Origin of the sequence: Ruegeria atlantica (assembly GCF_013032005.1) — a bacterium.
Classification (GTDB): Bacteria; Pseudomonadota; Alphaproteobacteria; order Rhodobacterales; family Rhodobacteraceae; genus Ruegeria; species Ruegeria atlantica_A.
Genome location: NZ_WQBE01000010.1, coordinates 79686 through 97876 on the forward strand (window position 1 = coordinate 79686; position 18191 = coordinate 97876).

Genomic DNA, 18191 nt, shown 5'->3' on the forward strand with positions numbered 1-18191 from the left:
GACACCCTCCGCTTGGTTTGGTCCCTTCGGACTGCAACAAGAAAGGTTTATCATATTGAATTTGGATTTATAACTATTTGTTAATTATGGAATGCAAAGTGTGACTCCAACAACAAGGTTCCAATAGGTGTTCACAACAGTGGCACCCTATCTTTCCAGTCTGTTACACTTTCATAGGCATGTGCGACGCGCATGACCGTTGCTTCGTCAAAGGCCCGCCCGACTACCTGCATGCCGACAGGCAGATCATTTGCGAAAAATCCATTGCACACTGCCATGGCAGGGTGTCCGGTGACATCAAATGGTGTCGTCACCAAAGGTTTCTGCAGAATGTAGAATTTATCGATCTGATCCAATCGAGGCGCTGGCGTGAGTCCACCCGCAGTCAACAGCACGTCGAATTCCTCCAGAACCCTGTTGACGTCGTAGGTCAATTGCCGGCGCATCCGCGTCGCCTGAACGTAATCAGCCCCGGTCAAAACGCTGCTTAACATCAAGCGATCCCGTGCTATTTCACTGTATTTCTCCGGCTGTGCTTTGACCGTGTCTTCATGGATGCCAAGCGCCTCGCACATGATGATGATCTGACAGCAGGCGCTGAAGTCGCGAAGGTTGGGCAATTGCACCTCCTGGATCTCTGCCCCAAGTTCTTCGAGGCGCTCGACCGACCTGTTCATGGCGGCAATAACTTCAGGATCCGCGACCTCGTCGCTTTCGTAGAAATGCCGGATAAGGCCGACCTTCAAACCGCTGAGGTTTCCGTCCAATGCAGCCGTATAGTCGGGCACATCAACCAACGCCGAGGCCGGATCTTTTTCATCATGGCCAGCGATGGCATTCATTACGATTGCCGCGTCTTGAGCCGTGCGCGTGATTGGACCGCAGTGGTCCATGGAATAGGCCAACGGAAACACACCCTGGCGCGACACGCGACCATATGTAGGCTTCAGCCCGGACACACCGCAGAAGTAAGCTGGCATACGGATCGATCCCGCCGTATCCGTACCCAAAGTGGCCATCGCCAAACCGGCCGCAATCGCAGCGCCCGAACCACTCGATGAACCGCCGGTAAAATGGTCAGTATTCCAAGGATTCCGCGCAGGCGGAAAAGCGGCGTCCCACGCGGGCCCCGCAAATGCGAATTCATGAGTGGCGAGCTTCCCCAGCAGCACGCTGCCCGCGTCCTTCAAAAGCTTTACCGTATGTGCGTCTTCGTCCGGAATACGGTCCAAATAAAGCTTGGAATGGCAAGTCGTCCGAATTCCCTTTGTGTCATAGATGTCTTTCAATCCCACAGGGATACCGTGCAACGGCCCTTTGTAATGACCGGCACTAATTTCAGCCTCTGCCCGCCGCGCATCTTCCATCGCCCGCTCAGGCGTGACCGTCACATAGGCGTTTACCTTGGGATTGATTTTCTCGATGCGATCAAGAAAGGCCTGTGTCAGGGCGACCGGTGACAGCGCTTGCTGTTCAATGCGCTTGGCAGCTTCAGCAACCGTCAAAAAACAAAGAGCGTCGCTCATGATTTTGCCCCTTCAGGTTTGAACACATGGGCGGGCTCGTCAGAGTGAGCGTAACCACGCCGCAATCTGGCTCTAAGGGCATTGAGGTGTGGCAACGCCGCATGCATTTCCCGCAGACTGTTCTCTTCCGGGTCAAACCCGCGCGCGCGCAACTGTGCACGAAAATCTTCCAGCTTTATATTGGTTGGTTCGGTCATGGGCCTTGAATTACTTCTTTCGGTTGGCGTCATGCGGGAGGGCAATTGCATAATCATATTTGAAGCAGCCCCATATTGAATTCAATAAATTTAACAAGTTCCATTCTTCAAAACACATACATGAATTTGATCAAGCCTCTCTTGATCTCTCCAGCCTCTCCAACTCAAGACTTTCTGAGTTTAGCTGCGGGGCCAAACAACGCACTCAAACTCGCCACTCTGTTTACATATGCGTTTTGCGGACACAAAGTACTTATTTTCATTGAGGTTAATAGCCCCATCACTATCATCGCCGCCTTAGATACAGGCCGTGCTCTTATGCATCGTCCTGCAACGCGTCGCCGCGCCCGCTAGATTGCAACAAAGCAGTCCCTGCGGCCAAGAGCACTAGGGAGCCATTTATGCGAAACACGTTTGATCTGACAAACAAGCACATTTTGATCACCGGCGCTTCCAGCGGATTTGGGGAGCATTTCGCTCGTCTAGGTGCTGCCCATGGTGCACGTGTATCTTTGGGGGCGCGTCGAGAGCTCGCCCTCAAGGAAATCGTTGGCGAGTTGAACGCGCAAGGTAAAACCGCATTGGCGACGCATTTGGACGTGACATCAGCCGAAAGCGTCACCGCGTGCTTCCAGGAGATTGAAGATAAACAAGGCCCGGTTGATGTCGTCATCAACAATGCGGGCATCACGACCCAGGGTCGCGCCGAAGAGATGCCGGAGGAAGACTGGGACGCAACGATGGACGTTGACCTAAAGGGTGTGTGGCTTGTTGCGACTGAAGCCGCGCGGCGCATGAAAGCGGCGCAGACTGGCGGGTCGATCATCAATATCGCCTCAATCCTCGGGCTGGGTGTGACCGCGGGTGTCGCACCCTATGTCACAGCGAAAGCGGGTGTTGTTCAGCTGACCAAAGCCCTTGCATTGGAATGGGCGCGCTATGGCATTCGGGTGAATGCCATGGCTCCGGGGTATTTTGAGACCCCATTGAACGCGGACTTTTTTGCGACAAAGGCGGGCCAAAACCTGATCAATCGCATTCCTTACCGGCGCCTCGGTCAGTTGGAAGAACTTGATGGCCCACTGCTGCTGCTCGCGTCTGATGCATCTTCTTTCATGACCGGATCGGTCATTTCGATTGACGGCGGCCATTTGTCCGCAGGCCTGTGAATAAAGGAAAACACAATGGATTACCAACTTCCCTCCGACGTCGAAGAGGTCCGAGCCGGGGTTCGAACCTTCGTGGACACACACATCTTGCCCTTGGAGCAAGATCGCAACAACTTTGATGAGCATGAAAACATCAAGGAAGATGTCCTGGAGGCCGTTCGGGTAAAAGTGAAAGCAGCCGGGCTCTGGGCACCTCAGATGCCCAAAGAAAGAGGTGGCATGGCGCTTCCGATTATCGGTTGGGCAGCCATGTACGAAGAGGCAAACCGGTCGATTTTTGGTCCAGCCTGTTTTAACTGCGCCGCGCCTGACGACGGCAACATGAGCGTGCTGAACAAGGTCGGTACGGAAGCGCAAAAAGAGAAATGGCTGCAACCGATCATTGATGGCAAAGTCCGCTCGGCCTTTGTTATGACAGAGCCAGCGCCCGGCGGAGGGTCAGACCCTTCGATGATCCAAACTTCGGCGACACGTGACGGTGACAATTGGGTCGTGTCTGGCAAGAAATGGTTCATCACCGGCGGTGCCGCCTCGGATCATTTCATCCTGATTGCGCGTACGAACCCTGATCCAGAGGAAAAACGCAAGCACCTGACAGCTTTCCTTTTTCACAAGGACCAACCGGGGTGGGAAATCACACGCCGAATTCCGATCATGGGGCCAGAGGAACATGGCGGCCATTGTGAACTGGCTTTTGACGGTCTGACAATCCCCGATGAAAACCGTTTGATGGAGATCGGCGACGGCCTCAAGCTGACCCAAATTCGCCTTGGGCCAGCACGGTTAACGCATTGCATGCGGTGGCTGGGTCTTGCCAAACGCTGCATGGAAATTGCGGCTGAGTACACCGAACGTCGGCATGGGTTTGGCATGCGACTGGCGGACCGGGAATCCGTTCAACTGAAGCTGGGCGAACTGGCCTACGACATCCAGATCGGGCGCCTGCTTGTCATGAATGCCGCATGGAAACTGGATCAGGGTGATTTCGCCCGCAAGGAAGTTTCAATGGCAAAAATCCACGTTGCTGACACTCTGAACAAAGCCGCGGATGCCGCAATCCAACTGTGTGGAGCCAAGGGCTATTCCAAAGACACCGTTCTGGAATGGATTTATCGCTACGCGCGGCAAGCAAAACTTGTGGATGGTGCTTCAGAAGTGCACAAAATGGTCCTCGCCCGCTTCTACGAGAAGGAAAAGAACGACTTTTGGAGCTGGGGGGCGTGAGATGAACTATCCAGCATCCAACGCACGCCTTGAGGACTGGTTGAAACACATGCTGAGTGCAGGGTCGGTCAGTATCCGGGAAACCGCCTCCCTAACGGGCGGGGCGATTCAGGAAAACGTTTTGTTGGACTGCTTGGTGGATGGCGTGGAGATGTCCCTCGTCCTGCGCAAGGACGCCGAGGCGACCATTGCAGAAAGCCGCTCGCGCGAAGAGGAATTTGCCCTGGTAAGAGCAGCGTTTGACCAAGGCGTGACAGTTCCCAGGCCCCTTGGTTTCTGCAAGGACGAAACGGTCTTCGGCGGGCCGTTTGCCGTCTTTGAAAAGGTAGAGGGCATAGGTCTGGGGCCAAAGGTCGTAAAAGACCTTTCACTGGGTGGAGACCGGGTCAAACTTGCCCGGGAACTTGGTCGTCAAATGGCGCGTATTCACTCGATCGACTATGCCGCTTTGAATCTCGACTTTCTGGGTTCCCCTAAGCCGTCGGCCGCGCACTTTGAGGTCGCAACCATTCGCCAATCCTTGGACCAACTCGGAGTAAACCGTCCTGCCTTGGAATGGGGGCTCAGGTGGCTTGAGCGAAACCTGCCCCAGACCAATGAACTGGTGTTGGCGCATAGGGACTTTCGCACAGGAAACTTCATGGTCGATAACGATGGCCTGACTGCGATTCTGGATTGGGAATTTGCAGCCATCAGCGACCCGATGTCCGACATCGGATGGTTCTGCGCCGAGTGCTGGCGGTTCTCGCGCCCCGATCTGGAAGCCGGTGGGATCGGCAGTCGGGCATATTTTTATCAAGGATATCAAGAAGTCTCAGGCCGAGAAATCCAACCAGACGCCGTCACGTTCTGGGAGATATTTGCGCATATCAGATGGGCCAGCATCGCCTTGCAACAAGGCATGCGCCACCTGTCGGGCAAACAACGATCGTTGGAACTGGCTCTGACTGGCCGCATCGCCGACCAGCTGGAATTCAGCATCCTGTGCGCAACTGCGCCCACCAAATCTCTATATCGCCGTGAGGTCAGCCATGCTTGATAGTTGCCATGGTCAGAACCTGCTGGAAATCGCCCGGGAGTCGCTGCAGGCCAATATTGGTGCCGGAAATAGCAAGCTGATCAACCTCATGGTCATCAATGCAGTGGGGATTGTGGAGAGAGAACTCGCGTCGCGTGAACAACTGACCCATTGCAGCGAAAACATCGCCAAAGCGTCTGGAAACCTGTCAAATTCCGAACTCTGCTCCAGCATTCGAGCCGGACAGTTCGATGGCGACCGGCACCTGTATGAAGCGCTTCACGAAAGTACGATGCTAAATGCCCGGATCTTCAAGCCTCCGTCCACGAAATAGGGTCAGGCGATGTCGCAAGGCACGGCGGTCATCGGTCGACGAAATCGTAAATACGTTCACATATGCGTATTAGTCCAATTCAAACCCTAATTTCATTGAGATTTAATTCTCCGAAGTTAATCTAACCATTGAACGTGTGGGTAACCCCGGGAACAACCGCGTTTGCCTACACGGACTAACTCATGATCATCGCTTAGTTGAAAGTTGCTGGTCACATTATTCAAGGAATGGAAGATGTCGCAATCCGAAGGAATTAAACTTTTTGCAATCAATGCTGGCACAGCCGCGCTCCCTGACTTTGGTGCATTTTCGGACATAGGCTATTTTGACGGAGTATCACATGAAGTGCGCGTCCCCAGTTACCTTATTATGCATCCGAAAGGTAACATGATCTGGGAAGCCGGCAATGGCACTGATCAGGATTTTGGCTTTATGCAGTTGAAGGCAAATCCAATTGCCCCTCAGCTGGAAAAAATTGGCCTCACTCCGAAGGACATCGACTATCTGGCCTTCTCGCATCTGCATATCGACCACATCGGAGAAGCGAACACTTTCAAAGACTCAACCTGGATCATGAACACGACCGAGTGGGAAACCATGAAGGATGATCTCGGTGAAAAGGCGTTGGTTGCCGACTATGAAACCGCTGAAAAAGTTGAGATCCAGGGCGATCACGATGTATTTGGCGATGGCACGGTGCAAATTTTGTTTACCCCTGGTCACACACATGGGCACCAGTCCTTGCTATTGCGCTTGCAGAACGCCGGCAATGTCATTCTTTGCGGTGACGCGTTCCACCAGCGTGAAACTCGAACCGCTCGCTTGGTGCCCTCATTTAATACTAGCCGAGCCGATACGCTGGCCTCCATGGATCGGCTAGAAGGGATTGTTAAGTACCAGAACGCCCGTCTTGTCATCCAGCATGACAAGCGCGATTTTGCTGAACTGCCAGAGTTCCCTGCGTATCTGGACTAAGTCCCTCTCGATGTCCGCCAGCTCCTCCTCCAAACTAGTCCTTGAGCTGGCGGACCCTCGAAAATCTAAAATGACGTGTCATCGTACCGTCGTCTTTTCCTTCGACCTCAACCAATTGAGCCTTTGTTGCCTTCACAGCAAAGCGGAGACGTTATGCCTGAACTTATTTCCTATGAGCTTGTCCAAGACGATGCATTGTGCGTCGCGGTTCTCACTGTCAACAATCCCCCCGTCAACGCGCTGTCTCACGGCATTCGGGTCGGATTGGTGAACACGATTAGCCGTTTTTCAGAGGATGCGCAGGCCGACATAGCGGTTTTGGTTGGAGCTGGTCGCACTTTTGTTGCTGGTGCCGATATCAAGGAATTTGGTGAACCGTTGCAAGCGCCCGATCTGGAAGAGGTCAACGCGGCGCTGGATGGTCTGCAAAAGCCAATCGTCTGCGTATTACACGGCACCGCGCTTGGAGGCGGCTTGGAATTGGCACTGTCTTGCCACTACCGCGTTGCACTGGCGACATCACGCGTTGGCCTACCCGAAGTACACCTTGGTCTCATTCCGGGTGCAGGTGGAACGCAACGCCTGCCCCGCCTAACCGGGATCGCCGCAGCTGCAGACATCATTTCCAGTGGACGTCAGGTGCCCGCTGCAGAAGCGCTGGAACTTGGCATCATTGACGAAATCGCTGTTGGTTCGAATCCAGAAGTCGCTGGCATCGCATTTGCCAAAACGCTGGTGACCGAGGGGCGGTCGCTACGCAGAACATGCGATCAAACGGACAAAATAGAACGGGACCACGAGAACTCAGACCTGTTTCGAGAACTCATCGAAACAGCACGCCGAAACGCAAAAGGCCAGCAATCGCCAGTTACGTCTGTTGAATCTGTGATTGCCGCTGCATCACTGCCATTTGAGCAAGGACTGATACAAGAACGACGGATTTTTGATGCGCTTGTGGAAACGGATCAAAGCAAAGCCTTGATCCACGCATTTTTTGCTGAACGCGAAGTTGGCAAAATCCCAGAACTGGCCACAGGAAAAGCCCGCGACCTGAACGAAGCTGCCATCATTGGCGGCGGCACAATGGGCTCAGGCATCGCGATGGCCCTGCTCACAGCCGGGTTCAAAGTCCGTATGCTGGAACGCGATCAAGATGGCGCAGAACGTGGCAAGACGAATGTCCATTCGCTTCTCGATGGGGCACTGAAACGGGGCAAAATCAACGCCGAACAACACACGAACCTGAGCAATATTGCCTTCAGCGTGACAACGGACGTTTCCAACCTAAGCGACGCCGATATCATCATTGAGGCAGCGTTTGAAGACATGGACATCAAGAAGACCCTATTCCGGCAATTGGATGCACACGCCAAGCCTGACGCGATCCTTGCCAGCAATACGTCATTCCTGGACATTGATGAAATCGCATCGGTGACGTCCCGACCCGAAAACGTCTTGGGACTGCACTTCTTCTCTCCGGCCCACATCATGAAGTTGCTGGAGATTGTCGTTGGCAAGCAAACGAGTCCGGATGTTGTGGCTACCGGGTTCGCCCTGGCAAAACGTTTAAAGAAAGTTGGTGTCCGCGCTGGTGTCTGCGACGGATTCATCGGTAACCGCATCCTTGATAATTACTTGAACCTTGTCACCAATCTGGTTGAAGACGGCACCAGCCCCTACGATATCGACGCGGCGGTCACATCACTTGGCTTCCCCATGGGTCCGCATCAGATGCTGGACCTTGCTGGACTGGACATTGTCTATGCCAACCGTCGACGCAAATTGGCCGCGGGGTGGGTCGGACGATACTCAGCCGACTATTTGGACCGGATCACACAACAGGAGCGGCTGGGACAAAAAACCGGGCGCGGGGTCTATATCTACGCCGACGGCGACCGATCCGGGCAACCAGACAAAGAGGTTATATCAATCCTCGCTGACATTCAGGCCAAAAAAGACATCGCTCCGCGATCCCTTCGGGCAGAAGGCATCCGGAAGCGATTCATGGCCGCCATGATCAACGAAGGGGCTCGCATCCTCGAAGAGGGCATCGCCCTGCGTCCGCTGGATATCGATATGACGATGATTTTCGGGTTCGGGTTCCCGCGTTGGCGCGGTGGGCCGATGAAATATGCCGACCTGATGGGGCTGGATGCGGTTTTGGCTGACATCCGCCGCTTCGAAGAAGAAGACCCCGATTTCTGGTCGCCAGCCAAACTGCTCGTTGATTTGGCGGAGCGTGGGCAAAACTTTGACTCGCTCAACAAACCTTCCCAGACCAAGTAAAGGATACCAAGATGCGTGAAGCTGTCATCGTTTCAACCGCCCGAACGGCATTGACCAAGGCCTTCAGAGGTGGATTGAACATCACCCATGGCGCAGACTTCGGCGGTGCCGCTGCCGCGGCTGCCGTTGAACGTTCCGGAATAGACCCGAACCTGCTTGAAGATGCCATTTTTGGCTGCGGTCTGCCCGAGAACGTAACGGGCGGAAACATCGGTCGCCAAATCGCCATTCGGGCTGGCCTGCCGGTCACAACTGCTGGTATGACGGTAAATCGCTACTGTTCATCCGGATTGCAGGCCATTGCTCTGGCCGCCAACAGCATCATTCAAGACGGTGCACCTGCAATGTTGGCTGGCGGGTTGGAATCCATTACCAAGGCTCAGGGTAAACGGGATCTCTACAGTCACCGCAGCCAATGGATCGCAGACAACAAGCCCGCGATCTATATGAGCATGATCGAAACCGCTGACAATGTTGCTGAGCGCTATGGGATCAGCCGGCTTGATCAGGATTTATATTCATTGGCCTCTCAGCAAAAAACAGCCGCTGCGCAAGAAGCTGGAAGATACAGGGACGAGATCATTTCATATGACACTGTCATGGAGGTGAAAGACCGTGAAACCGGGGAGGTGTCGCTGAAGGAAGTCACCCTAAGCAAAGATGAAAGCAACCGCCCGAATACCACCTTGGAAGGCCTGCAAAGCCTTAAGCCAATTTTCGGGCCTGACAAATTCATCACTGCCGGAAACGCTTCACAGTTGTCCGATGGTGCGTCCGCCTGCGTTTTGATGGAAGGCAAAGAAGCCGAGAGACAGAATATCGAGCCCATGGGTGCCTTCCGTGGATTTGCAATCGCAGGATGCGAACCAGACGAAATGGGTATTGGGCCAGTTTATGCTGTGCCGCGTCTGTTGGAGCGTGCAGGATTGAAAATGGACGACATCGGCCTCTGGGAATTGAACGAAGCCTTTGCGAGTCAGGTGCTCTATTGCCGCGACAAGCTTGGCATTCCCGACGAGATCATGAACGTTAACGGTGGTTCAATCTCAATCGGCCACCCCTATGGCGCAACGGGTGCACGACAGGTTGGCCACGTACTCTATGAAGGCAAGCGGCGTAATGCGAAATATGCGGTCGTGACTATGTGCATCGGCGGCGGCCAGGGTGCTGCAGGATTGATCGAAATTTACTAACTCTGCTAATTCAGTTTTGCCAGAGATCATCTGGCAAAACTCAACTCTTTCTTCGTTACGCTTTTTATTGACGCCTTCAACAATACTATTCAGACAATTTTAAATTATGGACATAAAACGGCCAAGCAACTTCAGTGAGCGTAACGAAAAGAAATGCGCAGCCTGGCCTTTCCAAGAGGGTTTATTGTCGGACAGCAGGCGAGAGGTTCATCTGTTCACGGACTACCGTTGGAATGATGGCTCGGTGAGCCGCCGCTGGCATGTTGATCCTGAATACTATGATGCTGGCCTTGCCGTCCTTCGTCCGGTCTCCCTGAAGGAATCCGGCGCTCCGGGTCAGTAGGAAAACCACTCCGAGTGGCCCATGTTGCCCTCGTAGTCGCCGTATTCCACCAGGATGCTGCGGGCGTAGAAGTGCCAAAGCCGTCCACTGGTCGGATAGGCGAGCTCCTGACCGCTTTCCGAGACGAATGTCGTGGGCCAGGGCGTGTGGGAGCCGTAGACCCGCTGGATGTAACGGCAGGTCCGGTTCTCACGATCGCAGGAGCGGATCGACCAGTCCCACTGACGCGGCTCGTCGCGCGACTCGTAGGAGCGTCCGGTAAACCAGATCACATGAGTGCGGTTTAGCCATTCGTATTCCGGCAGGTTGGTGTCGAGTTCGCCCTCCCCGCCGGGTCCACCCAGCTCGACCGGCACTTGGGTAAAGGTGCAGACCCCGAAGGGCGGCAGGCTCGGCCAGGGGCTGATGCGCCGGATCATGGTGCGATAGGCCCGCGCGCAGACAGCGCTTGAGGGGAAGCCGCCTTGACGGTTTCTGCGTGTTTGCCAGCTAGTGCGGCGTCAAATGCAGAACGCAAAGCCTCCGCTCCGCCTTTGTAATGCTCAAGGCAATAGCAGAGGTCATGCGCATCTTTGAGTTCAGCGCGATGATCGAAGTTGTCGCATCCGCTTCCGTTATCGCTGAGAGCTTCGCAAAACCTTTAGTGTCCACCTTGGATGAAAAAGTTCTCAATACCGGCGAAACAGCATCTTCAATGGCAGTTTCCCACGTCTGTCTTAGGCTGTCGATCAACCCTCTTGCAATGACCAACCAGACTGTACTGTCCGGATCATTTTCATACTGAACACGGCAATTCTCAAGGTGCTTGCGCAGCATCAGGAACTTTGAGCTCTTCACGGTCGTTCTCTGCGCGTCAATCGAATGGCTGCTAATCAATGGGTCAGCTAGAAATTCACAAATTCCAGAGTCTCAATAACTAGAAACACTAAGTATTTGATTTTGTTGCAACCGCAGTCTCAGCAATTAGGTGATCCGACACAACTTGTCGGAGTACGCTAATAATGAGACCGAATTATTGAAACTGAGAATGGAAAGATCTAAAAACCTTGCAGTTTCCACGATGCCTTCAAGCGACACACACGGGGTCTTGAAGTGTCTAAAGATGTTCGGAATCTTTGCCCCGTTGGGCGACTCCTGTGCATTGCTAAGGCTGTGGTTACTAGTGTTGCGCCTGCGGCGAACGTCAACTCTGTGGCCTTCCAACTTGTCCGGGCGACCTAAGATGAATGTCGGCTACTTCCGCACAGCGGACGCTGGGCACCGCTGATCCGCCTCAAGCTTGATAGAAGCTGTCAGATGACGGCTCTGAGCCTACAGGCGTCCTTCGGGCTCGAGCCGGGCAACCCAGCACCGCTTGCCAGTCATCGACACGGCGGGCTTCAAGTTCTTTGTGGAGATCGACCGGGATTCGGTGGGGTCAGGAGCTCATGCGCGCGATATTAGACATGCGGAAGGAAGCGGCAAGTGCTCCTTATTGTGAACTTTTGAATGTCTAGTTTGAGTCCAGAGCTACCACGCAAAGTCATGCTGCACTTGCGTTCGGCGGTTGCAGGCAGCGCATTGATCCAAACGCACACTCATGCTTGAATTCAAGGGCAAGCCCAGCCAACTTTAAGCCTACCCAACATAATTCGGGAAATATTTGACATATATGGGAAATATAAGATGAAATTACTGTGAAGGTGACATAGTGCCTCCAGCCGAATAACATAACCTGAGAACATTTGGAGGGAAATTTATGGACCAGAGAATAGTAAAAAAACTGGAAGCATATTCGCCAAATGACGAAACCCGGGAATTGACAGCGAAACTCTATGCCAGCCAAGACGACCCAAGAATGCCACCTGCTTCCGAAAGCGGCAATCGAGAGAGCAGAGATCGGACGGCTCCAGCACTCAACGGTGGGTTCTCCCTTGTAGACGGCGGTTCAATTACGATAACGATTGATGTTCCCAGCAACCAGTGCAATCCCGCTCAGGCACAGCACAACGCGTCAGTTCTGCAGTTTGCTCAAGAACGAACGATGGGCTTAGTTCAAATCAGGGCAGCAGCGCTTTCAGTTAACGAGCAAAGCAAACATGGTGCCGCCCTCGAGGCAGCTATCCACCATTTCAATTCGACAGCGGTGGCTCATACGATTGAGTATTGGTTATGCCTGCCAAGTGGAGTGACCATTCAAGAGGAACAAGCAAAGTTTATTCAACACTATGCCTGGGCTTCTGAAGCTGCTCGCGCTGCACATGCTTGGTTATTCAACAACGCAGAGGAGCAATTGAGTTCGGTTTACGCCGAACTCCAAAATATCGATCGGGCTCGTCTCGATTTTGACCAGATGACCACAGGGAATCCAGGTCTCAAAGCACTGAATGCCGCGATTGAAAAAGCTAAGGATGAGCTTAATAAAGTTTTTGAGTTTGATTTTGGTAAGTGGAATGTGCCTCAGCACGACAATCGCGCCAAGGAATTTTGGGAGCGCGCGGCTTCGGTGTCTAAGCAGTTGGATGAAAAATCTTGGATATCTGAACTCGACAGATTAAGAGATGAGTACGCGCAGTATGGAATGTACGTTCCGCGTGAGCATCACTTTATCAAGGCAATCCCCGGCTTCCACCTTTGGATTCCCGAAACTTACAATAAAGGCGATTATTCATACTTTATTGCGAGCAACAGAATCGTTCTGGCCTTGGACAACATTTTTCAGTTGTTATCAAATCAAGGCCATTATTTTGGCTTCACCATTGAAAGTGGTTATCGGAACCCCAAACGAAATGTCGCCGTTGGGGGAGTTCCCAACAGTCGACATGCCTACGGCGATGCTGCGGATTTGAATGCGATTGACTACAATAACAACGGCGCTGTCGACAGCGAAGACCTGAAAAACCTCGAAACGCAGATGAGAACGCAGAATTTTGATTTTGTTCAGCCGAAGACATATACCGTCCATGCAGAATACAAGCAGGGCTTAGGTTTTTGAGTGAGTGACAATCTCCAAGAAAAGTTGAGAATTAGGTTTTGAGGCCTCCTTATTGAGAACTCAGTGTCCAAACTCTGGGGTTCTGTCTAGCCTCATCCTTGAGGTGGACAGCATATATCGCGCATCCAAGGATCGCACAAAAAATCAGCAAGTTCATAGCCAAGGCCCTGACAACACCACGGCGGTAATTCCGCGCCTTCCACGTGCCCTTGAACTCACCCGGCTTGCGGGCTCTCGGGTTGGTATGTTCGAAGTCTTTTGCCACGGATGCTCGTTATTGTTAACTGCGGGGCGGAACATTTTTTCAGCATCCGCCCACCACAGATGTTTTATCTACCCAGCAGCTTCTTAAGCCCACCTAGTATGTCTGATTTCACAGCGATGGGGTCGATTTCGACCGAAAGCACCGAGTCACACATAGGGCAGCAGTGCGCTACAGCACGGAAACCATTGTTCATCTTGAACTTTTCTTTTGTTTCTATCGCCTGAAAATTCGTACTCATCAGCACTTTTTCACAATGGGGGCATTTCGCCATTGTAATTCTATCTCCAATTTTGCGGACCTGAGTGCAGATGAAACTGCACCCAAGCATCCTATCGATTATTCACCAGCCAGCTTTACCCAGCGCTCAAAAACATCCGGATCATTAATCCACTTTTCAACTTCGGATTCGTTACCCTTCTCAACAGCAGCAATCACGTGCGCAATAGCACCTGTGGCCGCCATCATGGAAACCTCGCCAGAAGCATGCGCATCAAGAATTTTCCCTAAAAGCACGTCAAGCTTCTTGTGATCAATTTGCATCTTGTCTCCTATTCTTTTGTAGACACGATGCTTTAATTGATACCTTTTGTCCCCTCGTGCAACCAGCGAGGGATCCTTATCGTGAACTCTCAGCTTTTCTTACTTTCCCAATTCGGTCGCTTTGGTTTCTGTCACGCGGCAGAACCACATCAATTGAAAAGCTATGGCGAGACACAGTCTAATTTGCCCTCAGTATCACCGCCCAATGAAGCTTCCACAAACCAAATTTTAGCTTTTCCTCCCACGCCGCCAAATAGCACCATCACGCGCAGCCGCTTCTCATATTCTTGTTCGTCTTCATGTTCTTATCCTGCATTGATTGCGGCCGCAGAAGGTTCTGGCCTCCGGTTCCATACTAGTACGATGACCGCAGTCACAGTGATCTGGGCTATCGCAAACACCACCATCGCTGATTGAAGGTCGAACATATCCGCAAGTGCTCCGCTAGCGATCACCGGAAGAGAAAAGCCAAAGTAAGCGTAGACAAATAGTCCCGCTATTGCCCGTGCCCGATCATCCGGCGCACGCAAGGAGACCTCTGCCAAGGAGGCCAGATAGGTGAAACCGTAGCTTGCTGCGCTGGTGATGCAGGTGCCAAGAAGAACAAATGCCAGCACTTTCATCCAAACACCGGCTAGAAGAACCAAGAAGCCAAGTGGGATCAGAAGGAAACCCAGAGCGAGAGCGCGCCCGTTGGTCATGCGCCGCGCAATCGGCTGGCAAAGGAACCCCACGAAGATTGCCAGAAAGATAACGAGGCCGGTCCATCCTCCGAAACCGTTTGCAGCCAGCTCCAGTGGAACGACAGCGATGGTCATGCCTGTTGTGGACCATGCCAGTGCCATTGCCGCTCCAAAGACCCATGTTCCACTAGGGAACACCGGAAGGCGCAAAAGTGAGACTGGCCTTGGCTTGTCGATGCGGGGCAATGTCAGGGCAATAATCGCCAGGACAGGAGCCGCGACGAATAGTGCAATGTAGCTGGCCGGTACCAGCGTATGACCTTGCAGGCCGAGACTGATACCGGTTGCCAGTGCGCCACCGCCAAATCCAAGAGACGTAGCCGAAGTCACAATGAGAGCAGCATTCTTGGCACGGTCAGCACCCAGGATTTCTGTCATGTAGGCGGTTCCAGCTGTTGTCGCGAGGCCGGTGCCGATCCCGAGCATGAAACGTGCGATCACCAAACTAATCCAGCTTGGGGCTTGCACAAGTAGCGCTGTCGCCGTGGTGCCAAGGATCAATGCCAAGGCAATCGGAATCCGCCGACCAATCCGGTCCGAAAGGCCGCCGAGCAACAACAGCGTTGGCATAAGACCCCCGACATAGGCCGCAAATGCTACCGTTACGGCCGTCGCACCCACATTACTTTCCGCCGCGTAGGCATCATAGAGAGGGGCCTGAAGATTCACGGCAAATGTTACCGTGAATAGACCAACAGCGAGAAATGAAATCGGGATCGCTTTGGGCATGGGGGGACCTCGAGATTGACTTGAGATCGAAATGCCATGATGAACTGTTTATGACAATTTTTCTATTGTACTAGGTACAGTGAAATTATGAGGAAACCCAAGTACGTGCGTTTGGCCGACATGCTTTCTACCGCGATCCAGGATGGCAAGCTGGCTCCGGGCACAAAACTACCGACGCATCGAGCATTTGCGGAACAGGCTGGTGTAGCTCTTGCAACCGCAACGAGTGCGTACAGAGAGCTTGAAAAGAGAGGCATGATAATCGGCGAAGCCGGTCGGGGTACATTCGTGCGCGACTTCGGATTGCCGCCAACGCTCGGCGTTCAGCAAACTGATACCGATGGCCTTGTTAATCTTATCTTCAATATGCCAGGCGAGGCATCTGATGCTGATATGCTTCGCACAGGGCTCCGGCGACTTGCATCAGCGGGCGACCTTGAGACGATGCTGCGCTATCAACCTCACGGTGGGCGAGCGCATGAACGCAAAATTATAGCCGAAAGCCTCGGCAGCACCCTCGGACCCATTGATCCGAAATGCCTTCTGGTCACATCCGGTGGTCAACATGGGTTGGCAATCATTGCACTAGGGCTGTTTCGATCTGGGGAGGCAATCGCGGTCGACACTATAACATATCCCGGCTTCAAATCCGTCGCGGCGCTGAAGGGTCTCGAACTCGTTCCGGTCGAAGGCAGTGACGGTGTGATGAACCCTGAGGATCTTGAACGACAATGCTGCGCACGCAAACTGCGGGCGATCTATGTGATGCCGACTGTCCATAGCCCGTTAGGCACGGTTATGGATGCCGCGACACGACTACGACTGATAGAGATCGCTCTCAAACATGACCTGTTGATCATTGAGGATGCCGCTTATGCCTTCCTCGAAACTGACCCACCACCAAGTCTCATCTCCGTTGCGCCGGAGCGGACGATTTATGTGAGCGGTTTCTCGAAAAGCATTGGGACGGGATTACGCCTCGGATACGTGATTGCCCCCAAATCACACATCGATAGATTACTTGAGGTGATCAGAGCGACGACCTGGAACGCTCCAGCTTTGATTTCCGGGCTGGTCACGGGCTGGATCGAAGACGGCACGCTCGCCAAATCCGAAGATGCCAGGAGGCGGGATGGTGCTGAACGTCAGCAGATCTGTCGGGCCGTTCTTGGTGGATCGGATATTCTCGCGCATCACAACGCAGGCTTTGCCTGGCTGCAACTCGAAAAGGGTGTCAGAGCCGAGCCTGTTGTCACGCGCTTGAAGGAGCGTGGTATCTCTACATCTGGAGCCGAGCCCTTTGCAACTTCAGTTGCAACTCCTCAGGCCTTGCGCTTAGCATTTGGTGGTATTCCGAAAGAGGAGTTGTCGGGGATTTTCGAAGTAATTCGAGAGGTCACCAAAGAGTATTCTATATCGCAGATTACTAACAACAGACATTAGCACGGGTGTAGCGAATGTTTGCTATGTCCGCGCTGCGTGAGTTCAGGTTGCATCTGATTTCGCTCTCGCAGCGATGGCACGACCCTCGTTCGCGCGTCGAGTGATACGTTCCCTTACGTCTTCGGCCAAAGCGGAAAGGAAAGCGAGGATGCCCTGGCCTATTGGAGTGGTCAGATCGAGCCAGGGCTTATCACGCACCTTTACGAAAGCCCTACGATCTGCGATCCACTAGATGAAAATGATGCCATGGATCATGGATCGTGTGGCCCTGTCCCAATCTGCGATTACAATCACATCGCATACCCAAGCGCGTCTATCGCGCACTCAAGTTGAGGCCGACTCTTCAGCGTTTTCCCAGATACTTTCGCTCGGATAATCCTGTCACCGATCGTCGCGCTCAAAACACCGATCTGACGATCAAGGGATTGTCCGTGGCTGGACGCTCAGGCGTATCCCAAAAGCATGACCCCGGTGTACTTAAACATCTTACGATACGCACCTGATTTATGCACCACCTCAAGAGGCTTCCCTTTTGGGGGCCAACAGGATCGAACATTAATGTGTGGTCGCCTCCGGAAACGCAAGCAGAAACTTGAGGTGAATTTGGGGAAAGCGGTTGACACATTGGCAGCATTGCATCCCTTTTTTGTTACCTTTGATCACCGTCCAAAAGCCTTTTGCGATGCGCGGCAACTTTATGACGGTTGCCGCAAGTTGACATATTGCACCAACGACGGCCCCGACCCCTGCCTGAGTTCAAGAAGAACCAACTGCATCCTTCGCATTGGCGCAGTTTTGCTGCTTCGGGAGAACTGAGGAATCCTTCGACAAGTAGGACAAATCGGTCAATCCAGTAGTGACTATTGTCGCCGGCGGTGATCCATCTGGCTGGAGCGGTGCCTAAATCCAAATGTGCGCGTCCCAGCGAGGACTTGATCTGAGCCTCAAACGTCTGGATGTCGTCAGGTTCGACTGTGTTATTTTCCAATGAGTACGATAGAACGCGGTGCGCAAGCTCCCGAAACCTGACGAGCGCGTCTACGTCATCTTGCGATGGTGGGATGCCTTTTGCGTCTTCAACCTCAGTATTGCTGGCCGTGAGCCAATCCAACAGCACGTCCGGTGACGTGATCAGGTTGTCTGACCGCGACTTATCGGTGTCCCCAACGGTGTTGAGGAAATCCAAGGCTATGTGCCCCCCGATGAAATTTTCATTTGACCACATAGTAACC

Annotated in this window: 16 protein-coding genes; 9 read left to right on the forward strand and 7 right to left on the reverse strand. The window is 53.1% G+C overall.

The genetic code is table 11. The annotated features are described in order from the left end of the window. Nucleotides 1-131: 131 nt before the first annotated feature. Both GOX21_RS16830 and GOX21_RS16835 read right to left on the reverse strand, forming a co-directional pair. A complete protein-coding gene (locus GOX21_RS16830) occupies nucleotides 132-1526 on the reverse strand; it encodes an amidase (protein WP_170378736.1) in 1395 nt (464 codons plus the stop codon). Next, the gene (locus GOX21_RS16835; RefSeq protein ID WP_170378739.1) at nucleotides 1523-1723 is read right to left on the reverse strand and encodes a hypothetical protein; all 201 of its coding nucleotides are present in this window, start codon (nucleotides 1721-1723) and stop codon (nucleotides 1523-1525) included. Before GOX21_RS16835 ends, GOX21_RS16830 begins: the two co-directional genes overlap by 4 nt. Before the next feature lie 401 nt (nucleotides 1724-2124). On the opposite strand from GOX21_RS16835, the gene GOX21_RS16840 reads away from it, so the two are divergent. The 7 genes from GOX21_RS16840 to GOX21_RS16870 all read left to right on the forward strand — a co-directional run bounded on the left by GOX21_RS16840 (nucleotide 2125) and on the right by GOX21_RS16870 (nucleotide 9922). After that, on the forward strand, nucleotides 2125-2892 hold the full coding sequence (locus GOX21_RS16840; protein WP_170378741.1) for an SDR family NAD(P)-dependent oxidoreductase: 768 nt from the start codon (nucleotides 2125-2127) through the stop codon (nucleotides 2890-2892). Nucleotides 2893-2907: 15 nt separating this feature from the next. Continuing rightward, entirely contained in the window at nucleotides 2908-4116 is a 1209-nt protein-coding gene (locus tag GOX21_RS16845) for an acyl-CoA dehydrogenase family protein (RefSeq protein WP_170378743.1), read from the forward strand. A 1-nt stretch (nucleotide 4117) separates the two neighbouring features. Continuing rightward, entirely contained in the window at nucleotides 4118-5155 is a 1038-nt protein-coding gene (locus GOX21_RS16850; protein ID WP_170378745.1) for a phosphotransferase family protein, read from the forward strand. Further along, a complete protein-coding gene (locus tag GOX21_RS16855; protein ID WP_170378748.1) occupies nucleotides 5148-5468 on the forward strand; it encodes a DUF6285 domain-containing protein in 321 nt (106 codons plus the stop codon). Before GOX21_RS16850 ends, GOX21_RS16855 begins: the two co-directional genes overlap by 8 nt. A gap of 234 nt (nucleotides 5469-5702) precedes the next feature. Continuing rightward, the gene (locus GOX21_RS16860; protein ID WP_170378750.1) at nucleotides 5703-6443 is read left to right on the forward strand and encodes an N-acyl homoserine lactonase family protein; all 741 of its coding nucleotides are present in this window, start codon (nucleotides 5703-5705) and stop codon (nucleotides 6441-6443) included. A 153-nt stretch (nucleotides 6444-6596) separates the two neighbouring features. After that, a complete protein-coding gene (locus GOX21_RS16865; RefSeq protein WP_170378752.1) occupies nucleotides 6597-8729 on the forward strand; it encodes a 3-hydroxyacyl-CoA dehydrogenase NAD-binding domain-containing protein in 2133 nt (710 codons plus the stop codon). Nucleotides 8730-8740: 11 nt separating this feature from the next. Beyond that, complete coding sequence (locus tag GOX21_RS16870; RefSeq protein WP_170378754.1) at nucleotides 8741-9922, forward strand: acetyl-CoA C-acyltransferase; 1182 nt, start codon at nucleotides 8741-8743, stop codon at nucleotides 9920-9922. 336 nt (nucleotides 9923-10258) lie between these two features. Here the strand turns inward: GOX21_RS16870 and GOX21_RS16875 are convergent, their stop codons facing one another. Then, nucleotides 10259-10684 carry a hypothetical protein gene (locus tag GOX21_RS16875; protein WP_254428587.1) on the reverse strand — a complete coding sequence of 142 codons (426 nt, stop codon included), beginning with the start codon at nucleotides 10682-10684 and terminating at the stop codon, nucleotides 10259-10261. Between the two features lie 70 nt (nucleotides 10685-10754). Then, nucleotides 10755-11102, reverse strand: coding sequence for a hypothetical protein (locus GOX21_RS21430; RefSeq protein ID WP_174818931.1), 348 nt, complete (start codon nucleotides 11100-11102; stop codon nucleotides 10755-10757). A gap of 901 nt (nucleotides 11103-12003) precedes the next feature. Between GOX21_RS21430 and GOX21_RS21450 the strand changes: the two genes are divergently transcribed. After that, nucleotides 12004-13239 carry a D-Ala-D-Ala carboxypeptidase family metallohydrolase gene (locus GOX21_RS21450; protein WP_217353052.1) on the forward strand — a complete coding sequence of 412 codons (1236 nt, stop codon included), beginning with the start codon at nucleotides 12004-12006 and terminating at the stop codon, nucleotides 13237-13239. Between the two features lie 601 nt (nucleotides 13240-13840). Here GOX21_RS21450 and GOX21_RS16890 read toward each other — a convergent pair. Continuing rightward, the gene (locus GOX21_RS16890) at nucleotides 13841-14044 is read right to left on the reverse strand and encodes a hypothetical protein (protein ID WP_170378755.1); all 204 of its coding nucleotides are present in this window, start codon (nucleotides 14042-14044) and stop codon (nucleotides 13841-13843) included. A 305-nt stretch (nucleotides 14045-14349) separates the two neighbouring features. Next, nucleotides 14350-15516, reverse strand: coding sequence for an MFS transporter (locus tag GOX21_RS16895; protein ID WP_170378757.1), 1167 nt, complete (start codon nucleotides 15514-15516; stop codon nucleotides 14350-14352). A gap of 87 nt (nucleotides 15517-15603) precedes the next feature. Here GOX21_RS16895 and GOX21_RS16900 point away from each other — a divergent pair, with 87 nt between their 5' ends. Beyond that, the gene (locus tag GOX21_RS16900) at nucleotides 15604-16959 is read left to right on the forward strand and encodes a PLP-dependent aminotransferase family protein (RefSeq protein ID WP_170378759.1); all 1356 of its coding nucleotides are present in this window, start codon (nucleotides 15604-15606) and stop codon (nucleotides 16957-16959) included. Between the two features lie 649 nt (nucleotides 16960-17608). Here the strand turns inward: GOX21_RS16900 and GOX21_RS16905 are convergent. Then, a complete protein-coding gene (locus GOX21_RS16905; RefSeq protein ID WP_170378760.1) occupies nucleotides 17609-18145 on the reverse strand; it encodes a CGNR zinc finger domain-containing protein in 537 nt (178 codons plus the stop codon). Nucleotides 18146-18191: the final 46 nt, after the last annotated feature.

Excerpts from the sequence above, each read along its gene's own strand:
- GOX21_RS16850 (WP_170378745.1), top strand. The coding sequence starts at position 4,118 with ATGAACTATCCAGCATCCAACGCACGCCTTGAGGACTGGTTGAAACAC.
- GOX21_RS21450 (WP_217353052.1), top strand. The coding sequence starts at position 12,004 with ATGGACCAGAGAATAGTAAAAAAACTGGAAGCATATTCGCCAAATGAC.
- GOX21_RS16830 (WP_170378736.1), bottom strand. The coding sequence starts at position 1,526 with ATGAGCGACGCTCTTTGTTTTTTGACGGTTGCTGAAGCTGCCAAGCGC.
- GOX21_RS16895 (WP_170378757.1), bottom strand. The coding sequence starts at position 15,516 with ATGCCCAAAGCGATCCCGATTTCATTTCTCGCTGTTGGTCTATTCACG.
- GOX21_RS16875 (WP_254428587.1), bottom strand. The coding sequence starts at position 10,684 with ATGATCCGGCGCATCAGCCCCTGGCCGAGCCTGCCGCCCTTCGGGGTC.
- GOX21_RS16890 (WP_170378755.1), bottom strand. The coding sequence starts at position 14,044 with ATGCAAATTGATCACAAGAAGCTTGACGTGCTTTTAGGGAAAATTCTT.
- GOX21_RS16835 (WP_170378739.1), bottom strand. The coding sequence starts at position 1,723 with ATGACCGAACCAACCAATATAAAGCTGGAAGATTTTCGTGCACAGTTG.
- GOX21_RS16865 (WP_170378752.1), top strand. The coding sequence starts at position 6,597 with ATGCCTGAACTTATTTCCTATGAGCTTGTCCAAGACGATGCATTGTGC.
- GOX21_RS16855 (WP_170378748.1), top strand. The coding sequence starts at position 5,148 with ATGCTTGATAGTTGCCATGGTCAGAACCTGCTGGAAATCGCCCGGGAG.
- GOX21_RS16900 (WP_170378759.1), top strand. The coding sequence starts at position 15,604 with ATGAGGAAACCCAAGTACGTGCGTTTGGCCGACATGCTTTCTACCGCG.
- GOX21_RS16840 (WP_170378741.1), top strand. The coding sequence starts at position 2,125 with ATGCGAAACACGTTTGATCTGACAAACAAGCACATTTTGATCACCGGC.
- GOX21_RS16870 (WP_170378754.1), top strand. The coding sequence starts at position 8,741 with ATGCGTGAAGCTGTCATCGTTTCAACCGCCCGAACGGCATTGACCAAG.
- GOX21_RS16845 (WP_170378743.1), top strand. The coding sequence starts at position 2,908 with ATGGATTACCAACTTCCCTCCGACGTCGAAGAGGTCCGAGCCGGGGTT.
- GOX21_RS16860 (WP_170378750.1), top strand. The coding sequence starts at position 5,703 with ATGTCGCAATCCGAAGGAATTAAACTTTTTGCAATCAATGCTGGCACA.